The organism is Stutzerimonas azotifigens DSM 17556 (assembly GCF_000425625.1).
Classification (GTDB): Bacteria; Pseudomonadota; Gammaproteobacteria; order Pseudomonadales; family Pseudomonadaceae; genus Stutzerimonas; species Stutzerimonas azotifigens.
In genome coordinates this window covers 347,747-369,245 of sequence record NZ_KE384407.1, presented here as the reverse complement: position 1 = coordinate 369,245, position 21,499 = coordinate 347,747, and the positions used below count along the sequence as shown (strand labels likewise).

General features: G+C 67.6%; 15 protein-coding genes. 10 read left to right on the top strand and 5 right to left on the bottom strand.

Translation table 11 applies throughout. From position 1 onward, the window contains the following. Positions 1 to 70: 70 nt before the first annotated feature. Positions 71 to 2,104 carry a S9 family peptidase gene (locus tag H610_RS0110285; protein WP_028239589.1) on the bottom strand — a complete coding sequence of 678 codons (2,034 nt, stop codon included), beginning with the start codon at positions 2,102 to 2,104 and terminating at the stop codon, positions 71 to 73. Between the two features lie 605 nt (positions 2,105 to 2,709). On the opposite strand from H610_RS0110285, the gene fadB reads away from it, so the two are divergent. The 6 genes from fadB (at position 2,710) to H610_RS0110255 (ending at position 10,001) form a co-directional block, all read left to right on the top strand. Next, a complete protein-coding gene (fadB, locus tag H610_RS0110280; protein WP_028239588.1) occupies positions 2,710 to 4,857 on the top strand; it encodes a fatty acid oxidation complex subunit alpha FadB in 2,148 nt (715 codons plus the stop codon). Positions 4,858 to 4,883: 26 nt separating this feature from the next. Then, positions 4,884 to 6,059: an acetyl-CoA C-acyltransferase FadA gene (gene fadA / locus H610_RS0110275; protein ID WP_028239587.1), complete on the top strand. Its 1,176-nt coding sequence runs from the start codon at positions 4,884 to 4,886 to the stop codon at positions 6,057 to 6,059. A gap of 75 nt (positions 6,060 to 6,134) precedes the next feature. Then, on the top strand, positions 6,135 to 6,374 hold the full coding sequence (locus tag H610_RS0110270; RefSeq protein ID WP_028239586.1) for a DUF1653 domain-containing protein: 240 nt from the start codon (positions 6,135 to 6,137) through the stop codon (positions 6,372 to 6,374). Between the two features lie 108 nt (positions 6,375 to 6,482). Continuing rightward, positions 6,483 to 9,089 carry a type I DNA topoisomerase gene (gene topA / locus H610_RS0110265; protein ID WP_028239585.1) on the top strand — a complete coding sequence of 869 codons (2,607 nt, stop codon included), beginning with the start codon at positions 6,483 to 6,485 and terminating at the stop codon, positions 9,087 to 9,089. A gap of 68 nt (positions 9,090 to 9,157) precedes the next feature. Next, the gene (locus H610_RS0110260) at positions 9,158 to 9,676 is read left to right on the top strand and encodes a DUF6586 family protein (RefSeq protein ID WP_028239584.1); all 519 of its coding nucleotides are present in this window, start codon (positions 9,158 to 9,160) and stop codon (positions 9,674 to 9,676) included. A gap of 88 nt (positions 9,677 to 9,764) precedes the next feature. Next, positions 9,765 to 10,001 (top strand): hypothetical protein, encoded by a 237-nt coding sequence (locus tag H610_RS0110255; protein ID WP_028239583.1) that lies wholly within the window; start codon positions 9,765 to 9,767, stop codon positions 9,999 to 10,001. Between the two features lie 48 nt (positions 10,002 to 10,049). On the opposite strand, the gene sulA is transcribed toward H610_RS0110255, so the two are convergent. Together sulA and lexA are read right to left on the bottom strand one after the other, a co-directional pair. Next, entirely contained in the window at positions 10,050 to 10,514 is a 465-nt protein-coding gene (gene sulA, locus H610_RS0110250) for an SOS-induced cell division inhibitor SulA (RefSeq protein WP_028239582.1), read from the bottom strand. A 10-nt stretch (positions 10,515 to 10,524) separates the two neighbouring features. Beyond that, on the bottom strand, positions 10,525 to 11,136 hold the full coding sequence (lexA, locus tag H610_RS0110245) for a transcriptional repressor LexA (RefSeq protein ID WP_028239581.1): 612 nt from the start codon (positions 11,134 to 11,136) through the stop codon (positions 10,525 to 10,527). 154 nt (positions 11,137 to 11,290) lie between these two features. Between lexA and H610_RS0110240 the strand changes: the two genes are divergently transcribed. From H610_RS0110240 to H610_RS0110225, 4 genes are all read left to right on the top strand, one after another. Continuing rightward, positions 11,291 to 11,998 (top strand): TetR/AcrR family transcriptional regulator, encoded by a 708-nt coding sequence (locus tag H610_RS0110240; RefSeq protein ID WP_028239580.1) that lies wholly within the window; start codon positions 11,291 to 11,293, stop codon positions 11,996 to 11,998. A gap of 210 nt (positions 11,999 to 12,208) precedes the next feature. Beyond that, on the top strand, positions 12,209 to 12,742 hold the full coding sequence (locus H610_RS0110235) for a L,D-transpeptidase (RefSeq protein ID WP_028239579.1): 534 nt from the start codon (positions 12,209 to 12,211) through the stop codon (positions 12,740 to 12,742). Next, a complete protein-coding gene (nagZ, locus tag H610_RS0110230) occupies positions 12,742 to 13,740 on the top strand; it encodes a beta-N-acetylhexosaminidase (RefSeq protein ID WP_028239578.1) in 999 nt (332 codons plus the stop codon). Before H610_RS0110235 ends, nagZ begins: the two co-directional genes overlap by 1 nt. Before the next feature lie 120 nt (positions 13,741 to 13,860). Next, positions 13,861 to 14,610 carry an S-methyl-5'-thioinosine phosphorylase gene (locus H610_RS0110225; RefSeq protein WP_028239577.1) on the top strand — a complete coding sequence of 250 codons (750 nt, stop codon included), beginning with the start codon at positions 13,861 to 13,863 and terminating at the stop codon, positions 14,608 to 14,610. Here the strand turns inward: H610_RS0110225 and H610_RS0110220 are convergent. Next, the gene (locus H610_RS0110220; protein ID WP_084166427.1) at positions 14,607 to 17,900 is read right to left on the bottom strand and encodes a DEAD/DEAH box helicase; all 3,294 of its coding nucleotides are present in this window, start codon (positions 17,898 to 17,900) and stop codon (positions 14,607 to 14,609) included. The genes H610_RS0110225 and H610_RS0110220 overlap by 4 nt on opposite strands. Continuing rightward, complete coding sequence (gene mfd / locus H610_RS0110215) at positions 17,901 to 21,350, bottom strand: transcription-repair coupling factor (RefSeq protein WP_028239575.1); 3,450 nt, start codon at positions 21,348 to 21,350, stop codon at positions 17,901 to 17,903. Positions 21,351 to 21,499: the final 149 nt, after the last annotated feature.

Here is a 21,499-nt window from a genome sequence, read left to right as displayed (position 1 = left end):
TGGGGGCGTGATGAAAGGACTGACCCGCCACCACCGGGAGCCGTTCCAGCCGCAGGTCGGCTGCTCAGCCTCAGCCCGCCATGCCGAACACCTTGAGCAGGAAGGCGTATTCCAGCGCCGCGTCCTTGATCGCCTGATAGCGGCCGCTCATGCCGCCATGCCCGGCGCCCAATTCGGTCTTGAGCAGCAGCAGGCTGTCGTTGCTGCGCGTGGCCCGCAGCCTGGCCACCCACTTGGCCGCTTCCCAGTACTGCACACGGCTGTCGTTGTAGCCGGCGACCGCGAGGATCGGCGGATAGTCGCGGGGCGCGACGTTCTCGTAGGGCGCATAGGCGCGGATGCGCTCGTGCACCACGGGATCGTTGGGGTCGCCCCACTCGTCGTACTCGGTGATGGTCAGCGGCAGGTCCGGGTTGAGCATGGTGTTCAACGTGTCGACGAAGGGCACCTCGGCGACGGCGGCGCCGAACAGCTCGGGGCGCATGTTCAGCGCCGCGCCGATGAGCAGGCCGCCGGCGCTGCCGCCGCTGATGGCCAGGCGCTCGGAGGTGGTGTAGCCCTCGGCGATCAGGTGTTCGGCGCAGGCGATGAAGTCGGTGAAGGTGTTCACCTTGTGCTCGAGCTTGCCGGCCCGGTACCAGGCCTCGCCCAGGTCGCCGCCGCCGCGGATGTGGGCGATGGCGAAGACGAAGCCGCGATCGAGCAGCGACAGCCGCCCGTGGGAGAACCAGGGGTCGAGGCTGTGCCCGTAGGCGCCGTAGCCATACAGATAGAGCGGCGCCGGGCGGCCCAGGGTGTCGCGGCGGGCTACCAGGCTGATCGGCACCCGGGTGCCATCCGCGGCCACCGCCCAGAGCCGTTCGCTGACGTAGGCGTCCGGATCGAAGGGCCCTTCCACGGGGGTTTCCTTGAGCACCTGCTGCTCGCCGCTGGCGAGGTCGACCTGACGGATCTGCGCGGGGCGGTTGAGCGCCTCGTAGCGCACCCGGATCACCGGGCTGTCGAACTCCAGGGTGTCGCTGACGTGCAGGCTGTAGGCGGCGTCGGGCAGGGCGATGCGGTAGGTGTCGGCCCCGGTCGGGCGCACCTCGACGATCGGCAGGCCGTTCTCGCGCAGGCTGAGGGTCATGGCGCTGCGATTGAGGCTGACGCCCTCGAACATCACGCGCTCGTCGTGCGGGAGGATTTCCTGCCAGTGGGTGCGGGTCGGCTGGGCCTCGTCAGCCCGGTAGAGGGCGAAGTTGATGCCGGTCTGGTTGCTGCGGATGAACCAGCACCAGCGGCCTTCCCACAGACCATGATCCGGGAAGTACTCGTGCTCCTCCTGGCGCGGCGCCAGGCAGAGCGGAGCCTGCTCCGGCGCATCGGCGGGCAGCACCCAGGCTTCGCTGGTGGTCTTGCTGTGCGAGAGGATGATCAGTTGCCGCTCGGAGCTGGAGCGGTAGCAGTGCACGAAGAAACGCCCGTCGGGGTCGTGGTACACCTCGGTGCTTCCGGGCTCGCCGAGGCGGTGGCGAAGGATGCGGTGCGGCCGGTGGGTGTCGTCCAGCTCGCCGAAGAAGATGGTCCGGTTGTCGTTGGCCCAGGTCATGCTGCCGTCGCAGTTGTCGAAGGGCAGGGCGGTGACCTCGCCGGTGGCCAGGTCCTTGACGAACAGCCGGTAGATCTCGTCGCCCTGGGTGTCGAGGCTGTAGGCCAGCCGGGTCTGGTCCTGGCTGATGCTCATCGTGCCCAGCGAGAGGAAGCCGCCGTTGGCCAGCGCGTTCGGATCGAGCAGCAACTGCTCGGCGTTCTCGTCCACCGTCAGCGAGCCGTCGGCGGGACGCGGGCAGCGGTAGTGCCGGGGGTATTCGTCGCCGGCGGTGGTGCGCCGGTAATAGAGCCAGGGGCCCCAGGGCGAGGGCAGCGACAGGTCGGTCTCGCGGATGCGGTCCTTGATTTCCTGGAACAGCGCTTCGCGCAGCTCCGCCTGGTCGGCCATCTGCGCGTCGAGGTAGGCGTTCTCCGCTTTCAGGTAGTCGAGCACCTCGGGGGCGTCGCGGTTCTCCAGCCAGCGGTAGGGGTCGTTGCCGGTCTCGACTCGGGCGATGGGGGCTTCGGGCATCGGGGCACTCCAGGCAGGCGTCGCGACGGCGACGAGGGTGGGCGCGCGGTAGCGGGCGCGATACGCCGCAGTGTACCTCGCGCTTTGTGCTTCGAGGCATTGACGCCTAGGCTGGCAGGGGGTTCCAGCGGCCTATCGTGCGCCACCGTCGTCATGAATGCCCCATGCAAGCACGGTAATGCCGTTCACTTAGGCAAGCTCGCCCCGAGGTCGGGCCTCCCACGAAAGCGGAGTTGCCCGCCGAGCCCTGTGGAGTTCCCGACGGGCTTGCGGCATCTACCACATCCCTGTGGGAGGCGCGCCCTCGCGGCGATGCAGGCCGTAGGCCTGCCCGAGGCCAAGGGTCCTCACTTAAGTGAACAGCATTGCGTGCACGCACGGGGCTTGCGGGCAGGTGCCACCACTGGCGCAATTGACAACCAGGCGCTTTTCCCCGATGGTGTGCGCACCCAATCAAACGGGCGTATGAATCGAGCGTTTGGCTTCCTGCTCGATCGCCCGGGTACCGTGTCGGTGGGTGCCGCGGTGGAGGAAAGGCCGCGGCGTGTCAGGCCATCGGGCATGCGACACATAACGTTCAGCTTTCATACCGTGGAGATCAGTTGATGATTTACGAAGGTAAAGCCATCACGGTTAAGGCTCTTGAGAGTGGCATCGTCGAGCTCAATTTCGACCTCAAGGGTGAGTCCGTAAACAAGTTCAACCGTCTCACCCTCGATGAGCTGCGCCAGGCGGTCGACGCCATCAAGGCCGATGCCTCGGTCAAGGGCGTGATCGTCACCAGCGGCAAGGACGTGTTCATCGTCGGCGCCGACATCACCGAATTCGTCGCCAACTTCAAGCTGCCGGACGAAGAACTGGTCGCCGGCAACCTGGAAGCCAACCGCATCTTCAGCGATTTCGAAGACCTCGAAGTGCCGACCGTCGCCGCGATCAACGGCATCGCCCTCGGCGGCGGCTTCGAAATGTGCCTGGCGGCCGACTACCGCGTCATGTCCGCCACCGCCAAGGTCGGCCTGCCGGAAGTCAAGCTGGGCATCTACCCGGGCTTCGGCGGCACAGTGCGCCTGCCGCGTGTGATCGGCGTGGACAACGCGGTCGAGTGGATCGCTTCGGGCAAGGAAAACCGCGCCGAGGACGCACTCAAGACCGGCGCCGTGGACGCCGTGGTCGCCCCCGAGCTGCTCCGCGACGCGGCGCTGGACCTGGTCAGGCGCGCGGTTGCCGGCGAGCTGGACTACAAGGCCAAGCGCCAGTTCAAGCTCGAGAAGCTCAAGCTCAACGCCATCGAGCAGATGATGGCCTTCGAGACCGCCAAGGGCTTCGTCGCCGGCCAGGCCGGCCCGAACTATCCGGCCCCGGTCGAAGCCATCAAGACCATCCAGAAGGCGGCCAACTTCGGCCGCGACAAGGCGCTGGAAGTCGAGGCCGCCGGCTTCGTCAAGCTGGCCAAGACCTCGGTCGCGGAAAGCCTGATCGGACTGTTCCTGAACGACCAGGAGCTGAAGAAGAAGGCCAGGCAGTACGACAGGCAGGCGCGCGAGGTGAAGCTCGCCGCGGTGCTCGGCGCCGGCATCATGGGTGGCGGCATCGCCTACCAGTCGGCGCTCAAGGGTACGCCGATCCTGATGAAGGATATCCGCGAAGAGGGTATCCAGATGGGCCTGGACGAGGCGTCCAAGCTGCTCGGCAAGCGTGTCGAGAAGGGCCGCCTGACTCCGGCGAAGATGGCCGAGGCGCTCAACGCCATCCGCCCGACCATGTCCTACGGCGACTTCGGCAACGTCGACATCGTGGTCGAGGCCGTGGTCGAGAATCCGAAGGTCAAGCACGCGGTGCTGGCCGAGGTGGAAGGTGCGGTCAAGGAGGATGCGATCATCGCCTCCAACACCTCGACCATCTCCATCAGCCTGCTGGCACAGGCGCTCAAGCGTCCGGAAAACTTCTGCGGCATGCACTTCTTCAACCCGGTGCACATGATGCCCCTGGTCGAGGTGATCCGCGGCGAGAAGACCAGCGAGACCGCCATCGCCACCACCGTCGCCTATGCCAAGAAGATGGGCAAGAACCCCATCGTGGTCAACGACTGCCCCGGCTTCCTGGTCAACCGCGTGCTGTTCCCGTACTTCGGCGGCTTCGCCCGGGTGATCGCCAACGGCGTCGACTTCGTGCGTACCGACAAGCTGATGGAGAAATTCGGCTGGCCCATGGGCCCGGCCTACCTGATGGACGTCGTCGGCATGGACACCGGCCACCACGGCCGTGACGTGATGGCCGAAGGCTTCCCGGATCGCATGAAGGACGACACCAGGACCGCCGTCGACGCCATGTACGAGGCCAACCGCCTGGGCCAGAAGAACGGCAAGGGCTTCTACGCCTACGAGATGGACAAGAAGGGCAAGCCGAAGAAGGTCGTCGACCCCGAAGCCTACGAGGTGCTCAAGCCGATCGTGCGCGAGCAGCGCGAGCTGACCGACGAGGACATCGTCAACTACATGATGATCCCGCTCTGCCTGGAGACGGTGCGCTGCCTGGAAGACGGCATCGTCGAGACCCCGGCCGAGGCGGACATGGGCCTGATCTACGGCATCGGCTTCCCGCCCTTCCGCGGCGGCGCGCTGCGCTACATCGACTCGATCGGCGTGGCCGAATTCGTGGCCCTGGCGGACAAGTACGCCGACCTGGGCCCGCTGTACCACCCCACCGCGAAGCTGCGCGAAATGGCCGCCAAGGGCCAGCGCTTCTACGGTTGATCGGCATATAAAGCGAGAGTGAATTTATGAGCCTGAATCCGAGAGACGCCGTCATTATCGACTTCGGCCGCACCCCGATGGGCCGTTCCAAGGGTGGCATGCACCGCAACACCCGCGCCGAGACGCTGTCGGCCAACCTGATCGACGCCCTGCTGGCGCGCAATCCGCAGGTCAATCCGGCGGAAGTGGAAGACGTGATCTGGGGCTGCGTGAACCAGACCCTGGAGCAGGGCTGGAACATCGCCCGCATGGCTTCGCTGCTGACGCGCATTCCGCACACCAGCGCCGGCCAGACCGTCAGCCGCCTGTGCGGCTCGTCGATGAGCGCGCTGCACACCGCCGTGCAGGCGATCCAGACCGGCAACGGCGACGTCTTCGTCGTCGGTGGCGTCGAGCACATGGGCCACGTCGGCATGATGCACGGCGTCGACCCGAACCCGCAGCTGTCCCTGTACGCCGCCAAGGCCTCCGGGATGATGGGCCTGACCGCCGAGATGCTGGGCAAGATGCACGGCATCACCCGCGAGCAGCAGGACCAGTTCGGCGTGCGCAGCCACCAGCGTGCCTGGCAGGCCACGCAGAACGGTCACTTCAAGAACGAGATCATCCCCATGCAGGGGTATGACGAGAACGGCTTCCTGAAGGTGTTCGATCAGGACGAGACCATCCGTCCGGAAACCACCCTGGAAGGCCTGGCGCAGCTCAAGCCGGCGTTCAATCCCAAGGGCGGCACCGTGACCGCGGGCACCTCCTCGCAGATCACCGACGGCGCCTCCTGCATGATCGTGATGTCGGCGCAGCGCGCCAAGGACCTGGGCATCCAGCCGATGGCCGTGGTCCGCGCCATGGCGGTGGCCGGCGTCGACCCGGCGATCATGGGCTACGGCCCGGTGCCCTCGACCCAGAAGGCGCTCAAGCGCGCCGGGCTGAGCATCGACGACATCGACCACGTCGAGCTGAACGAAGCGTTCGCGGCGCAGGCCCTGCCGGTGCTCAAGGACCTCAAGCTGCTCGACAAGATGGACGAGAAGGTCAACCTGCACGGCGGCGCCATCGCCCTCGGCCACCCGTTCGGTTGCTCCGGTGCACGGATTTCCGGCACCCTGCTGAACGTGATGGCACAGCATGGCGGCACGCTCGGCGTGGCGACCATGTGCGTGGGCCTCGGTCAGGGCATCACCACGATCTTCGAACGCGTCTGACTCGTTCGTGTCAACAAACCGGGGCCCCGTGCCCCGGTTTTTCGTTTTCTGGCCTTCGGGCCCGCGAGGCACTGCATGCAGATCAAGACCGGGCGTTACCGCCACTACAAGGGGCCCGAGTACCGGGTCTTCGCCGTTGCACGGCATTCCGAGACGGAAGAGTGGATGGTCTTCTACCAGGCGCTGTACGGCGAGTACGGGCTCTGGGTGCGACCGCTGGAACTGTTCGCCGGCTCGGTTGAAGTGGACGGTGAAAGCGTTCCGCGTTTCGCCCTGATCGAGCCGGAACCCAGTCCCTTCCAGGGCGAAATCTGAGTCCGCCGGCTCGGTAGTCGGCTTGACCTCGGCTCCGTCGCCACTATATATAGCGGTGCCTTCGGGCGCCCCCGCCTTTCATTTCTCGGTTCAGGAAGTCTCCACCCCATGGGTAAATCGCTGGTCATCGTGGAATCACCGGCCAAGGCCAAGACCATCAACAAGTACCTGGGCAACCAGTACGTGGTGAAGTCGAGCATCGGCCACATCCGCGACCTTCCCACCAGCGGCTCCGCCAATGGCAGCAAGGAGCCGGCCAAGCGCGGCAAGGCCAACGGCGAGGCCGCCGCCCTGTCTCCTAAGGAGAAGGCCAAGCGGCAGCTGTTCACGCGCATGGGCGTGGACCCGGAGCACGGCTGGCAGGCCAAGTACGAGATCCTTCCCGGCAAGGAGAAGGTGATCGAGGAACTGCGCCGGCTGGCCAAGGAAGCCGACACCATCTACCTCGCGACCGACTTGGACCGCGAAGGGGAGGCGATCGCCTGGCACCTGCGCGAATCCATCGGCGGCGACGACAGCCGCTTCAAGCGCGTGGTGTTCAACGAAATCACCAAGAAGGCCATCCAGGAGGCCTTCTCCCAGCCGGGCGAGCTCGACATCAACCGCGTCAACGCCCAGCAGGCGCGGCGCTTCCTCGACCGCGTGGTCGGCTACATGGTCTCGCCGCTGCTGTGGCAGAAGATCGCCCGCGGCCTCTCGGCCGGGCGCGTGCAGTCGGTGGCAGTGAAGCTGGTCGTCGAGCGCGAGCGCGAGATCCGCGCCTTCGTCCCGGAGGAATACTGGGAAATCCACGCCGACCTGGAGACCGCAAAGAACGCCAAGGTGCGCTTCGAGGTGGCGCGGGAGAAGGGCGAGGCCTTCAAGCCGCTCAACGAGGAGCAGGCCAATGCCGCGCTGGCCAAGCTCAAGGCCTCGAGCTACCAGATCAGCAAGCGCGAGGACAAGCCGACCAGCAGCAGGCCCTCGGCTCCGTTCATCACCTCCACGCTGCAGCAGGCCGCCAGCACGCGCCTGGGCTTCGGCGTGAAGAAGACCATGATGATGGCCCAGCGGCTCTACGAGGCCGGCTACATCACCTACATGCGTACCGACTCGACCAACCTCTCGGTCGACGCGGTGACCATGGCGCGCGGCTTCATCGAACAGGAGTTCGGCGAGAAATACCTGCCGGCCAAGCCCAACGTGTACACCAGCAAGGAGGGCGCCCAGGAAGCGCACGAGGCGATTCGTCCCTCGGACGTCAACCTGCGGCCGAACCAGCTGTCCGGCATGGAGCGCGACGCCGAGCGGCTCTACGACCTGATCTGGCGCCAGTTCGTGGCCTGCCAGATGCCGCCGGCCGAATACCTGTCCACCAGCGTGACCGTGACTGCCGGCGAGTTCGAGCTGCGCGCCAAGGGCCGCATCCTCAAGTTCGACGGTTACACCCGCGTGCTGCCGCAGCAGAGCAAGGGCGGCGAGGACGACGTGCTGCCGGAGATGAGCCAGGGCGAGTCGCTCAAGCTGCTCGAGCTGGACCCGAGCCAGCACTTCACCAAGCCGCCGGCGCGCTACTCCGAAGCCAGCCTGGTCAAGGAAATGGAGAAGCGCGGCATCGGCCGGCCCTCGACCTACGCGGCGATCATCTCGACCATCCAGGACCGCGGCTACGTCTCGCTGCACAACCGCCGGTTCTACTCCGAGAAGATGGGCGACATCGTCACCGAACGCCTCTCCGAGAGCTTCCAGAACCTCATGGACTACGGCTTCACCGCCGGCATGGAGGAGAACCTCGACGACGTCGCCCAGGGCGAGCGCGACTGGAAGCACCTGCTCGACGAATTCTATGGAGACTTCAAGCGCAAGCTCGAGCTGGCCGAGACCAGCGACAAGGGCATGCGCGCCAACCAGCCGACCCTGACCGACATCCCCTGCAAGGTCTGCGGCCGGCCGATGATGATCCGCACCGCCTCGACCGGCGTGTTCCTCGGCTGCTCGGGCTACAGCCTGCCGCCGAAGGAGCGCTGCAAGTCGACCATCAACCTCATCCCGGGCGACGAGATCGCCGCCGACGATGAAGGCGAATCCGAATCACGGGTGCTGCTCGGCAAGCGTCGCTGCCCGATCTGCGCCACCGCGATGGACGCCTACCTGCTCGACGAGAAGCACAAGCTGCACATCTGCGGCAACAACCCGGACTGCCCGGGATACGAGATCGAGGAAGGCCAGTATCGGATCAAGGGCTACGAAGGGCCGAGCCTGGAATGCGACAAGTGCGGCAGCGAGATGCAGCTCAAGACCGGCCGCTTCGGCAAGTTCTTCGGCTGCACCAACCCCGCCTGCAAGAACACCCGCAAGCTGCTGAAGAACGGCGAGCCGGCACCGCCGAAGATGGATGCCGTGCCGATGCCCGAGCTCAGGTGCGAGAAGGTCGACGACACCTATGTGCTGCGCGACGGCGCTTCCGGACTGTTCCTGGCCGCCAGCCAGTTTCCGAAGAACCGCGAGACGCGTGCGCCGCTGGTGAAGGAGCTGATTCCGCACAAGGACGAGATCGATCCGAAGTATCACTTCCTGCTGTCAGCGCCGGTCAAGGACCCGGAAGGGCGCCCGGCCGTGGTGCGCTTCAGCCGCAAGACCAAGGAGCAGTACGTGCAGTCGGAGGTCGACGGCAAGCCGACCGGCTGGAAGGCGTTCTACGCCAACGGCGCCTGGAAGGTCGAGGACAAGCGCTGATCGGCGCTGGTATCGCGCGCCCGATGGGTGCAGTCTGAACAGCAAGGCCAAGCCACCGGAGCGCCGTCATGGCCCATGAGCTTTATACCCGTACCAACCAGAAGATCTTCTTCGCCGGCCTGTCGCTGGAGAGCTGGAAGAAGGCCGCCACGAGCCCGGCGCTCGTCAATCCCGCGCTGGCCCAGGCCGAGCGTGAGGCGACCCTGTTCCATCTCTATGGCGCCGTGCTCGGGCTCTGTCACGAGATCGCCGGCTACTACCGGGCGCCGAACGCTGGCGCGCCGCGGGTCGACCTGCTGCTGACCCGGGAAGCCTTCGAGGCCTCGCCGAGCCCCGAACTCGCCGAGCTGCTGGAACTGGCCGGGCAGTCCGAGACCTGGCTCGCCCGGCTGCTGGCGGCGCACGCGGCGCTGTTCCAGCCGCCGCGTGCGCCAGCCAAGGTCAAGACCGACCCGTCGCTGCCGTTGATCGAAGCCGTGACCCTGGAGCAGGACGAACCCCCGCTCACTCATGACGAAGCCGAAGCCTGGCGCCAGCAGCTCAAGCAACTGGTGCTGCGCTTTCGAGAATCGATGACCGAGTGGTAGCACCTGGATCGGAAACAGGCCGTCACCGCTGCGGCCTCAGCCCTCACGCGTAGGCTGGTACAATCGCGCCATCGTCTGGAGAGTTGATATGCCTACGTCTTTTCTTGAAATCGTCGAACTGGCCGACGGCCGTATCGTGCTGCGTCGCGCCGAGGACGAAGAAGTGCTGCTGACGCTGGATTTTTCCGAGGACGCCAAGCTGTTCCTGCACGGTCACCACGTCGAGGTCGCCAAGGCGATGATCAATATCGGTGTGCAGATGGCGGGAAAGATGTCGGAAGGGGAGTTCGAGCGGGAGGAAGAGGAACCGCGCGTGCTGCACTGAGGCGGCATGGGGGAGGGTGATCGGCACGTCCCTGTGCCGGCGCCGGGGTCAGGCTCCGATGCGGATGTTCAGCCCCTGCGAGCCACCCTGTTGGGCGGCGGCGATGAATTGAAGGCGCTCCGCGACGTCCAGTTCGCCGAGCCAGGTCACCACCGTATGGCTGCGCCCCGAGCGTAGCGCCATGCGCGCCAGTTCTCCCGCGCTCTGACCGCCGCGCGGTTGCAGCAGCAGAATCTGTTCCCGGTTCAGTTCGACACCGCGCAGCCAGCCGCTGGCCAGGGCCGCCGGCGGCGCCACCAGGGTTAGCCAGCGGCCGTTTGCCGCCTCGCTCAGCTCGCGCAGCACCGGCGCCAGCAGGAGCTGGCAGCGCGCGATGCTGCCGCTGAGCGTCAGTTCGCTGAAGCTGTCGGTGTCCTCGTCCGCCGGGCGCGCCCGGAACAGTGGCAGGCTCGACTTCGAAGCGCCGTCGAACAGCGACAGCTGCGGCCGGGTGATGCTTTCGGTGTACTGCATGCGATAGTCCTCAGCGACGAATGACGCCGACACTCAGTCCCTCGATGACCAGTTCCTGGTGCTCGAGGTCGACTTCGATCGGGGCGAATTCCGGGTTTTCGGCCAGTAGCCAGACCTTGCTGCCCTCGCGCTTGAAGCGCTTGACGGTGACCTCGTCGCCGACGCGGGCGACCACCACCTGCCCGTTGCGGGCCTCGCGGGTGGTGTGGACGGCGAGCAGGTCACCGTCGAAGATGCCGATGTCCTTCATGCTCATGCCGCGCACGCGCAGCAGATAATCGGCCTTCGGATGGAAAAATGCCGGATTGATCTGGCAGGATTCCTCGACGTGCTGCTGCGCCAGGATAGGTGCGCCGGCGGCGACCCGGCCGATGATCGGCAATCCCGCTTCCTCGGTGCCGGCCGGCTCGAAGTCGGGGATGCGGATGCCACGGGACGCGCCCGGGGTCATCTCGATGGCGCCTTTCTTGGCGAGCGCCTTGAGATGGTCTTCGGCGGCGTTGGGTGACTTGAAGCCGAGTTCCTGAGCGATTTCCGCCCGGGTGGGCGGGTAGCCGTTCTCTTCAAGGCAGCGCTTGATGAAGGACAGGATCTCGGACTGCCGAGGCGTCAACTTGGTCATGGCTGGTCTGTTCTTTTATCCAGTGGTGACTGGGATTATATACAGTATCGGTCGGCCGGCAACGCCTGTTTACCGTTCGCCTGCCCAGCGAGGTTGACGCGGCGGTCAATGAAACTTATGTTTAAAACGTTTGTTCGACCCGGCCGGAGGGGCCATGGCGCAGTCAGAAACCGTTGAACGCATTCTCGATGCGGCAGAGCAGCTGTTCGCCGAGAAGGGCTTCGCCGAGACGTCGCTGCGTCTGATCACCAGCAAGGCCGGGGTTAACCTGGCCGCGGTCAACTATCATTTCGGCTCCAAGAAGTCGCTCATCCAGGCAGTGTTCTCGCGCTTCCTCGGTCCCTTCTGCCAGAGCCTCGAGCGCGAGCTCGACCGCCGCGAGGCGGAGGCTGCCGGTCCGGAATCGCTCGAGGAGCTGCTGGAAATCCTCGTCGAGCAGGCCATGGCGGTAAAGCCGCGCAGCGGCGACGACCTGTCGATCTTCATGCGCCTGCTCGGCCTGGCCTTCAGCCAGAGCCAGGGGCACCTGCGGCGTTATCTCGAGGACATGTACGGCAAGGTGTTCCGCCGCTACATGCAGCGCGTGCACGAGGCGGCGCCGCGCATACCGCCGATCGAACTGTTCTGGCGGGTGCACTTCATGCTCGGCGCCGCGGCGTTCAGCATGTCCGGAATCAAGGCGCTGCGCGCGATCTCGGAGAACGATTTCGGTGTGGACACCTCGATCGAACAGGTGATGCGCATGATGGTGCCGTTTCTCGCCGCCGGCATGCGCGCCGAGTCCGGCATCGCGGACCAGGCCCTGAGCCAGGCCCAGCCGCGGGCCCGGCGCAACGCGCTGGCGCTGCCGGCGACCTCCTGAGCGCCGTAGTGCGCTGGCCGGTTTTCCGGCCCAGCTGTTAAGCTTGCGGCCTGTGTGGCTGGTTCGAATGCTCATTTTCGGCGCCAGGCTTCGTCATACTGCGTTGCCATTCCTCGCCGTAGCCCCGCTACGACTCGTCATGGCGCCTTGTCTGACAAACCCCGGCACTCGAACCTGAACACACAAGCCAACCGTACAGGCCGCTAGCGCATGCCCGCACTCGACTTTCTCCAGGTATCCATTCCCGACCAGACGCTTTCCGGCTATGCCGACGGCGTGCTGGTCTGCCGCTACGAGGTGTCCACCGCCGCCAATGGCGCCGGCGAACGCAACGGCTCGGGCTGCACGCCGCGGGGCCTGCACCAGGTGCGTGCACGCATCGGCGACGGCCTGCCGGTCGGGGCGGTGCTCAGGGGGCGGCGCTGGACCGGGGAGATCTGGACGCCCGAACTGCACGAGCGTTTTCCCGGCCGCGACTGGATCCTCAGCCGCATCCTCTGGCTGTCCGGCTGCGAGCCCGGCGTCAACCGGCTCGGCGAGGTCGACACCTTCCGCCGCTACATCTACCTGCACGGCACGCCGGACAGCGAGCCGATGGGCGTGCCGGGCTCGCACGGCTGCATCCGCATGCACAACCTCGACCTGCTCGAGCTTTTCCCGAACGTCCCGGCGTACTGCAAGGTTCTGATTTCCGATCAGCCTGGCGAGGCGTTTCAGAAAACGGTTTCGAAGGAGCCATCATGATTCAGGGTTCGTTGATGCTCGACGTCGAGGGGTTGTGGCTGTCCTCCGAGGACCGGCATCTGCTGCGCCAGCCGGAAGTCGGCGGGCTGATTCTGTTCGCCCGCAACGTCGAGCATCCGCGCCAGGTCGCCGAGCTGTGCCGGAGCATCCGGGCGCTGCGGCCCGATCTGCTGCTGGCGGTCGACCAGGAAGGCGGCCGCGTGCAGCGTCTGCGCCAGGGCTTCATGCGGCTGCCGCCGATGCGCTCCCTTGCCGGGCACGAGGACGCCTGCGCGCTGGCCGAGGCCTGCGGCTGGATCATGGCCACCGAGGTGCTGGCGGTCGGGCTGGATTTCAGCTTCGCCCCGGTGCTGGACCTCGATCATCAGCGCAGCGCCGTGGTCGGCAGCCGCGCCTTCGAGGGCGATCCGGCAAGGGCCGTCGAACTGGTGCGGGCCTTCGTCAAGGGCATGCATGAGGCCGGCATGGCTGCCACGGGCAAGCACTTCCCCGGCCACGGCTGGGCCGAAGCCGATTCGCATGTGGCCATTCCGGTGGACGAGCGCAGCCTCGACAAACTGCGCAGCCGTGACATGCAGCCGTTCCAGGCGCTGGCCGGCGAGCTGGACGCGGTCATGCCGGCGCATGTGATCTACCCGCAGGTGGACGAGCGCCCGGCCGGATTCTCGCGTCGCTGGCTGCAGGACATCCTGCGCGGCGAGCTGGGCTTCGACGGAGTGATCTTCAGCGACGACCTGTCCATGGCCGGCGCCCACGTCGCCGGCGATGCGGCCGACCGCGTCGAGGCCGCGCTCGGCGCCGGCTGCGACATGGGCCTGGTCTGCAACGACCGGGCCGCCGCCGAACTGGCGCTGGCGGCACTGCAACGTCTGCGCGCGCGGCCGGCCGGGCGACTGGCGCGGATGCGCACCCGGGCCTCGGCTTCGCCGAGCTACAAGGAGAGCCCGCGCTGGCTGGCCGCTCTCGGCCGGCTCAGGGCCGCCGGCCTGGTCGCCTAGTGGCCTGCGCCCTGGTTGGTTGACCTGGGTCGGATGCGAGGCCAGGCGCCATGAGCGCCGAAACTGACTGAACCAGCCAAACAGGCGATTCACACTCATCGATTCATCAAGGACACACGCATGACCGTTCACGCCATCATCGGCGGCACCGGGCTGACCGAGCTCACCGGCTTCGCCCTGCGCGACAGCCGTATCGTCGAAACGCCCTATGGCGTGCCCTCCGCCGAAATCCTGCGCGGCGACTACGCCGGCCGCGAAGTGCTGTTCCTCGCCCGCCACGGGCATCCGCACCGCATCCCGCCGCACCAGGTGAACTACCGCGCCAACCTCTGGGCGCTGAAGGAGGCCGGGGCCGAGGCGATCCTGGCGGTCAACGCCGTCGGCGGCATCCACGCGGCGATGGGCAGCGGCCACTTCTGCGTGCCGCACCAGCTGATCGACTACAGCTACGGCCGCGCGCACACCTTCTTCGAGGGCGAGCTCGAGCACGTCACGCACGTCGATTTCAGCTATCCCTACGACGAGACGCTGCGCGAGCGGCTGATCGCGGCGCTGGCGGCCGAGGGCTACGCCTTCAGCGGCCATGGCGTCTACGGCTGCACCCAGGGCCCGCGGCTGGAAACCGTCGCCGAAGTGGTACGGATGGAGCGCGATGGCTGCGACATCGTCGGCATGACCGGCATGCCGGAGGCCGTCCTCGCTCGCGAGCTGGAGCTGCCGTACGCCTGCCTGGCGCTGGTGGTCAACCCGGCGGCGGGCAAGAGCAGCGGGGTGATCACCATGGCCGAGATCGAAGCGGCGCTGGCCGAGGGCATCGGCAAGGCGCGCCGGGTCATCGCCCGGGTTCTGGCGGGGCAGGCGCCGAGCTAGCGCGACCGCTGTGCCGGCAGCGGCGCGAACAGCGCGTCGATGTCCGCCTGGTCGAGCTGCCAGTCGCCGCCGGCTTCGCTGTCCAGCAGGCCGGCGGCGAGTCCCGCCTTGCGCTGCTGCAACTGCTGGATCTTCTCCTCGACGGTGCCGCGGGCGATGAGCTTGTAGACGAACACCGGCTTGTCCTGGCCGATGCGGTAGGCGCGGTCGGTGGCCTGGTTCTCCACCGCGGGATTCCACCAGGGGTCGTAGTGGATCACCGTGTCGGCAGCGGTCAGGTTCAGCCCGGTCCCGCCGGCCTTGAGACTGATCAGGAACACCGGCACCTCGCCGTCCTGGAAGCGTCTGACCGGCGTGCGCCGGTCGCGCGTGTCTCCGCTCAGCCGCACGTAGTCGATGCTGCGCTGCTGCAGTTCCTGCTCGATCAGCGTCAGCATCGAGGTGAACTGGGAGAACAGCAGCACCCGGCGACCCTCGGCGAGCAGTTCCTCGAGGATCTGCAGCAGGCTTTCCAGCTTGCCGGAGTGGCCGCCGCGCGTCCTGGGCACGCCTGCGTCGGTCAGGCGCAGGTCGCAGCAGACCTGACGCAGTTTGAGCAGCGCCTCGAGGATCACGATCTGGCTGCCGGCCAGCCCGCGGCGGTCGATCTCGTCGCGGACCTTGCGGTCCATCGCCAGGCGCACGGTCTCGTACTGGTCGCGCTGGGCCGGCGTCAGTTCCACCCAGTGGACGATCTCGTTCTTCGGCGGCAGTTCGCGGGCGACCTCCTCCTTGCGCCGGCGCAGGATGAAGGGCTTCACCCGGCCGACCAGGTGGGCGAGACGTTGCTGGTCGCCGTGCTTCTCGATGGGCGTGCGGTAATGCTTGCCGAAGCTCCTGGCATCGCCCAGCCAGCCGGGCATCAGGAAGTTGAACAGCGACCAGAACTCGCCCAGGTTGTTTTCCAGCGGCGTGCCGCTCAGGCACAGCCGCTGCCCGGCGTTCAGCCGGCCGGCCGCCTGGCTGGCCTTGCTCGCGGGGTTCTTGATGTTCTGCGCCTCGTCGAGCACCAGCAGGTGGAAGCGCTGTTGCGCCAGCGTATCGATGTCGCGCGGCAGCAACGCATAGGTGGTCAGCACCAGGTCGTGATCGGCGATGCGTTCGAACAGCGCGGCGCGCTGGGCGCCGTGCAGGACCAGCACGCGCAGGCCGGGGGCAAAGCGTTCGGCCTCGTCCTGCCAGTTGGGGATCAGGCTGGTGGGCATGACCACCAGGGCCGGGCGATCCAGGCGGCCGGCTTCCTTTTCCAGCAGCACGTGGGCGAGGGTCTGCAGTGTCTTGCCGAGGCCCATGTCGTCGCCGAGGATGCCGCCGACCTCCAGTTCGCGCAGGGTCTGCATCCAGTTCAGGCCGTCCAGCTGGTAAGGGCGCAGGGTCGCCTGCAGGCCGGCGGGCGGCTGGCAGGCGCGCTGCCGGTAGTCGCGCAGGCGCTGGGCGAAATCGAGCAGGCGCTCGCCGCCGTGCCAGCTCAGGTCCGGGGCATCCAGGGCGGCCAGCCGGGCCGCGTCGCCCTGGCCGAGGCGCAGGCGCTCGGCCTTCGGCTGGTCGAAGTGGTACAGCTCGCCGAGGGTGGCGAGGATCGGCTTGAGCCGGCCGAAGGGCAGGGCGACCTGCAGCGGCTGGCCATCCCCGCGCTTGCGCTCCAGCCGCACCCGCAGGGGCTCGTCGTCCGCGCGCTCGGCCAGGCTGTCGCGGTTCAGCAGCGCCGGGTTGCGCCGGATGACGTCCAGCAGCACCGGCAGCAGGCTGATGCGCTGGCCCTCGACGACGATGCCGAGCTCGAGATCGAACCAGCTGTGCTCCGGCGCTTCGTCCACTTCGGCGTACCAGGCCTCGACCGGCGTCAGGTCGTAGGCGAAGCCGGGACGGACGTCGATCCTCCAGCCGTCCTCGCGCAGCCGCGGCAGGTGCACCTGGGCGAACTGCAGCCAGGCGTTCTCGCTCGCCAGGGCGTACATCTCGCCGCTGTCGTTGGGCAGCGCCTGGCTCTGCCGCAGCGCCGGGCGGAAGCCGAGCTGCTGCAGCTGCCGGCGGATCGCCTGCTCGGCCTCGGGCTGGCGGGCGATGCTGAGGATCTCCTGGCCACGCACCGCGCGTACCCGCTGCCTGCCGGCCGGCTTGCCGTGCGTGCGGGCGCCGGCATACAGGAAGCTCAGCGCGGCGCGGTGCTGCTGCTCGTTGGCCATGCGCCCGGTGCCGGCGTTGAACTGGGTAAAATGATGGGTGCCGAGGGTCAGGCAGGGCGTCGGCGTCAGGTCGTCGATTTGCCGTTCGACCGGCTGGGCCGGTGCCGGCAGCTGCGGGGCGATCTCCTGCAGCGAGGCGCTGAACAGCGCCGCCTGCGGCGCGGGCACGCCGGGCGCCTCCACCAGCCGGCGGGCCAGCGCGCTGTCGAGGCCGTGCTCGACCAGCCCGGCGAGCGCCGCCGTCTCGTCGAGGTAGAACAGCGGGTCGACGGCCGTCAGCAGCTCGCTGTTCGGATCCTCGAACTGCCAGTTGCCGTGCAGCCGGCCGTCGTCTCCGGGCGTCCAGACGAAGTGCGCGCGGCGTGGCTCGCCCAGGCGCAGCGGCGTGCCGTCGTGGTCGAGAAAGGCGCGTCCGCTCTGCAGAATCAGGCGCAGCGCCTCGCCGCCATGCTCGCCTTCGAGTGCGAAGTCGTAGCGCGAGCCCGGGCACAGGCTGAGCAGCGCGGCGATGCGCAGGTCGATCGGCTGCAGGTAGGCGGGCTGGCGGAAGCCGGCCTCGCGCACGCCGTAGAAGGGCTCGGCCTGCGTCCAGCTGCCGTCCGCGCGGAGGCGCCCCCGGTACACCAGGGCCCGCACGTCCGGCTCGATGACGTAGCGCAGCGACCAGCCGCTGGTGACAGCCGACGGCGCCACGCTGCTGGCCAGGGTCGACAGCCATTCGCGCAGGGCCTCGGACAGCTCGTTGGGATCGCCGTCTCCATCGTCGGTGGCCGGTGTGGCGCGGCGTTCGAGGGTCAGCAGGGTGGCGGCCGCATGCTTGCAGTTGTTGCCGACCGGGCAGGTGCAGCGGGTACGCATGATGCCGTCATCGGCCAGGCGGATGTCGACCATGTAGGCTTCGTTGCGGCTGCCGCGACAGCTGGCGGTGACGCGTTGCGGCTCTTCCGAGAGGATTTCCACCAGGCCACCGTCGGCATAGTCCTGGCTGCGCGCCAGCGTGCGCGGCGCGAAGCGCGCCCGCCAGGGGAATGGCAGGCGTTCGAGGAACCGCTGGCTCCCCGACAATCAGCGGCCCTCCTTCGGCGTCAGGCGTTCCATCAGCGCCTCGAGCACGTTGAAGCGTTCCTCCGGACGTTCCATCGGCACCTGGAACCTGAACAGGGTGGCGCCCTCGAGCCGGTAGCGGTTGGGCTGCGCCTGGATCAGCTTGACCAGCACCAGCGGGTCGACCGAGGTCTCGGGGCTGAACTCGATGCGCCCGCCCTGCGGCCCGGCGTCGACCTTGGCGATCCCCAGCTGCTCGGCCTGCAGCTTGAGCAGGGTCACCCGCATCAGGTTCTTGGCCGGCTCCGGCAGCAGGCCGAAACGGTCGATCATCTCCACCTGCAGGTCCTTGAGCGCTTCCTCGTCCGGCGCCGAGGCAATGCGCTTGTAGAGGATCAGCCGGGCGTGCACGTCCGGCAGGTAGTCCTCGGGGATCAGGCAGGGCAGGCGCACATTGATGTCCGGCCCGCCGCCCAGCGGCTGTTCCAGATTCGGCTGCTCGCCCTTGCGGATCGCCTTGACCGCGCGCTCGAGCATTTCCATGTAGAGAGTGAAGCCGACCGCCTGAATCTGCCCGCTCTGGCCTTCGCCGAGCAGTTCGCCGGCGCCGCGGATTTCCAGGTCGTGGGTGGCGAGCACGAAGCCGGCGCCGAGGTCCTGCGCGTTGGCGATGGCTTCCAGGCGCTTCTGCGCGTCCTCGGTCATCTGCTTGCGCGGTGGCGTCAGCAGGTAGGCATAGGCCTGGTGGTGGCTGCGCCCGACCCGCCCGCGCAACTGGTGCAACTGGGCCAGGCCGAACTTGTCGGCGCGCTCGATGATGATGGTGTTGGCGCTCGGCACGTCGATGCCGGTCTCGATGATGGTCGAGGCCACCAGCACGTTGTAGCGCTTGTGGTAGAAGTCGCTCATCACCTGTTCGAGTTCGCGCTCGCGCATCTGCCCATGGCCGATGGCGATGCGCGCCTCCGGCACCAGCTCGGCCAGGTCGCGCGCGCATTTCTCGATGGTCTTGACCTCGTTGTGCAGGTAGTACACCTGGCCGCCGCGCAGCAGCTCGCGCAGCAGCGCCTCCTTGATCACCGCATTCTGCTGCTCCATGACGAAGGTGCGCACCGACAGCCGGCGCGCCGGCGGGGTGGCGATGATCGACAGGTCGCGCATGCCCGACACCGCCATGTTCAGCGTGCGCGGGATCGGCGTGGCGGTGAGGGTGAGGATGTCCACCTCGCTGCGCAGGGCCTTGAGCTGCTCCTTCTGGCGCACCCCGAAACGGTGCTCCTCGTCGATGATGACCAGGCCCAGGTTCTTGAACTTGACGTCCTCCTGCAGCAGCTTGTGGGTGCCGATGACGATATCCACCTTACCCTCGGCGAGCTGCCCGATGGCGCCCTCGACGTCCCTGGCGGACTTGAAGCGGCTCATCACCTCGACCTTCACCGGCCAGTCGGCGAAGCGGTCGCGGAAGCTGTTGTAGTGCTGCTGGGCGAGCAGGGTGGTGGGCACCAGCACCGCCACCTGCCTGCCGCTGTGCACGGCGATGAAGGCCGCGCGCATCGCCACCTCGGTCTTGCCGAAGCCGACGTCGCCGCAGACCAGCCGGTCCATCGGCTTGGCCGCCAGCATGTCGGCGCGCACCGCGTCGATGGCCGCCTGCTGGTCGGGCGTCTCCTCGAACGGGAAGCCGGCGCTGAAGGTCTCGTAGTCGGCCTGCGGGTCCCTGAACGCGTAGCCCTGGCGCGCGGCGCGCCGGGCGTAGATGTCGAGCAGTTCGGCGGCGACGTCGCGCACCTGTTCGGCGGCCTTGCGCTTGGCCTTCTGCCACTGCTCCGAACCGAGCCGGTGCAGCGGGGCGAGGGCGTCGTCGCTGCCGGTGTAGCGGGCGATCAGGTGCAGGTTGGCCACCGGCACGTAGAGCTTGGCCTCATCGGCGTACTCGAGCATCAGGAACTCGGCCGGCTGGCCCTCGACCTCCAGGTTGACCAGCCCCTGGTAGCGGCCGACGCCGTGGTCGATGTGCACCACCGGCGCGCCTTCGCGCAACTCGGTGAGGTTCTTGATCACGTTGTCGCCGGCGTCGCGGCCCTTTTCCCGGCGCCGGCGCTGCATGACGCGCTGGCCGAACAGCAGCGTCTCGGCGATCAGCGCGACGGGCGGCTCGTGCAGCAGCAGGCCCTCGTCCAGCGGGGCGATGGTGATCGCCAGCCGCTCGGTGCTGGCCAGGAAGCCCGTCCAGCCCTCGACTTCCTGCGGGCGCAGCTTGATGCGCGCCAGCAATTCCAGCAGCACCTCGCGGCGCCCGGCGGACTCGGCGGCGAACAGCACGCGGCCAGGGAATTCTTCGATGAAGCGGCGCAGCCGGCCCAGCGGCTCGCTGGCCTTGGCGTCCGCGCCCAGCTCCGGCAGCGTGCCGGCGGCGAAGCGTTCGCGGCCGACGCCGGGCTCGATGTCCTGCTGGCTGGCGATGACCCGCGGCAGGCTCTTGAGGCGGGCGAAGCAGTCCTCGACCGGCAGGAACAGTTCGGCCGGCGGCAGCAGCGGACGCTCCGGGTCGTAGCGGCGATCCTCGTAGCGGTTGCGCACGTCGTTCCAGAACTGCTCGGCGGCCTGCTCGATGCCGGGCAGGGAGAACACCTGGCTGTCGGCCGGCAGGTAGTCGAACAGCGTCGAGGTCTCGTCGTAGAACAGCGGCAGGTAGTACTCGATGCCGGCCGGGCTGATGCCGGTCGACAGGTCCTGGTAGATCGGGCAGCGACGGAAGTCGACGTCGAAGCGCTCGCGAAAGCGCGCACGGAAGCCGGTGACCGCTTCCTTCTTCAGCGGGAACTCGCGCGCCGGCAGCAGGCGGATCGAGTCGACCTTGTCGATCGAACGCTGGGTGTCCGGATCGAAGGTGCGCAGCGTCTCGATTTCCTCGTCGAACAGGTCGATGCGGTAGGGCTGCGGGCTGCCCATCGGGAACAGGTCGATCAGCGCGCCGCGCACGGCGAACTCGCCGTGTTCGTAGACCGTCTCGACGCAGCGGTAGCCGGCGGCTTCCAGGCGCAGGCGCATCTGCTCGACGTCGAGCCGCTGGCCGACGTCCAGCACCAGGCTGGAGCCGAGCAGGAAGCGCGTCGGCGCAAGGCGATGTAGGGCGGTGCTGATCGGCACTACCAGGATGCCGTGGCGCAGTTCCGGCAGCTGGTAGAGCGTGGCGATGCGCTGCGAGATGATGTCCTGGTGCGGCGAGAAGACGTCGTAGGGCAGGGTCTCCCAGTCGGGGAACTGCAGCACCGGCAGCTGCGGCGCGAAGAACGCCAGCTCCTGCTGCAGGCGGTCCGCGCTCTGGCTGTCGGGCGTCAGCAGCAGGGTGAAGCGCTCGGCGGAAGAGGCGGCCTCGGCGACGGCCAGGCTCAGGGAGGATCCGGGAAGGTTGCCCCAGTGCTGCCGGCCGCTGGCGGCGGGCATGGGCGGAAGTCGCAGGACGGACACGGGCAGGCGTGGCTCCGATGGGAAAAATGGCCGCCCGGATTGTAACTATCGACTGGCGCCGCTGTCAGTGTTTGGGTCGTGACCGGGCGGTTGCCAGTCAGCCTGTCGCCCGTCTGCCACGGCCGCTACGGATTTGCCGACGCAGGGGT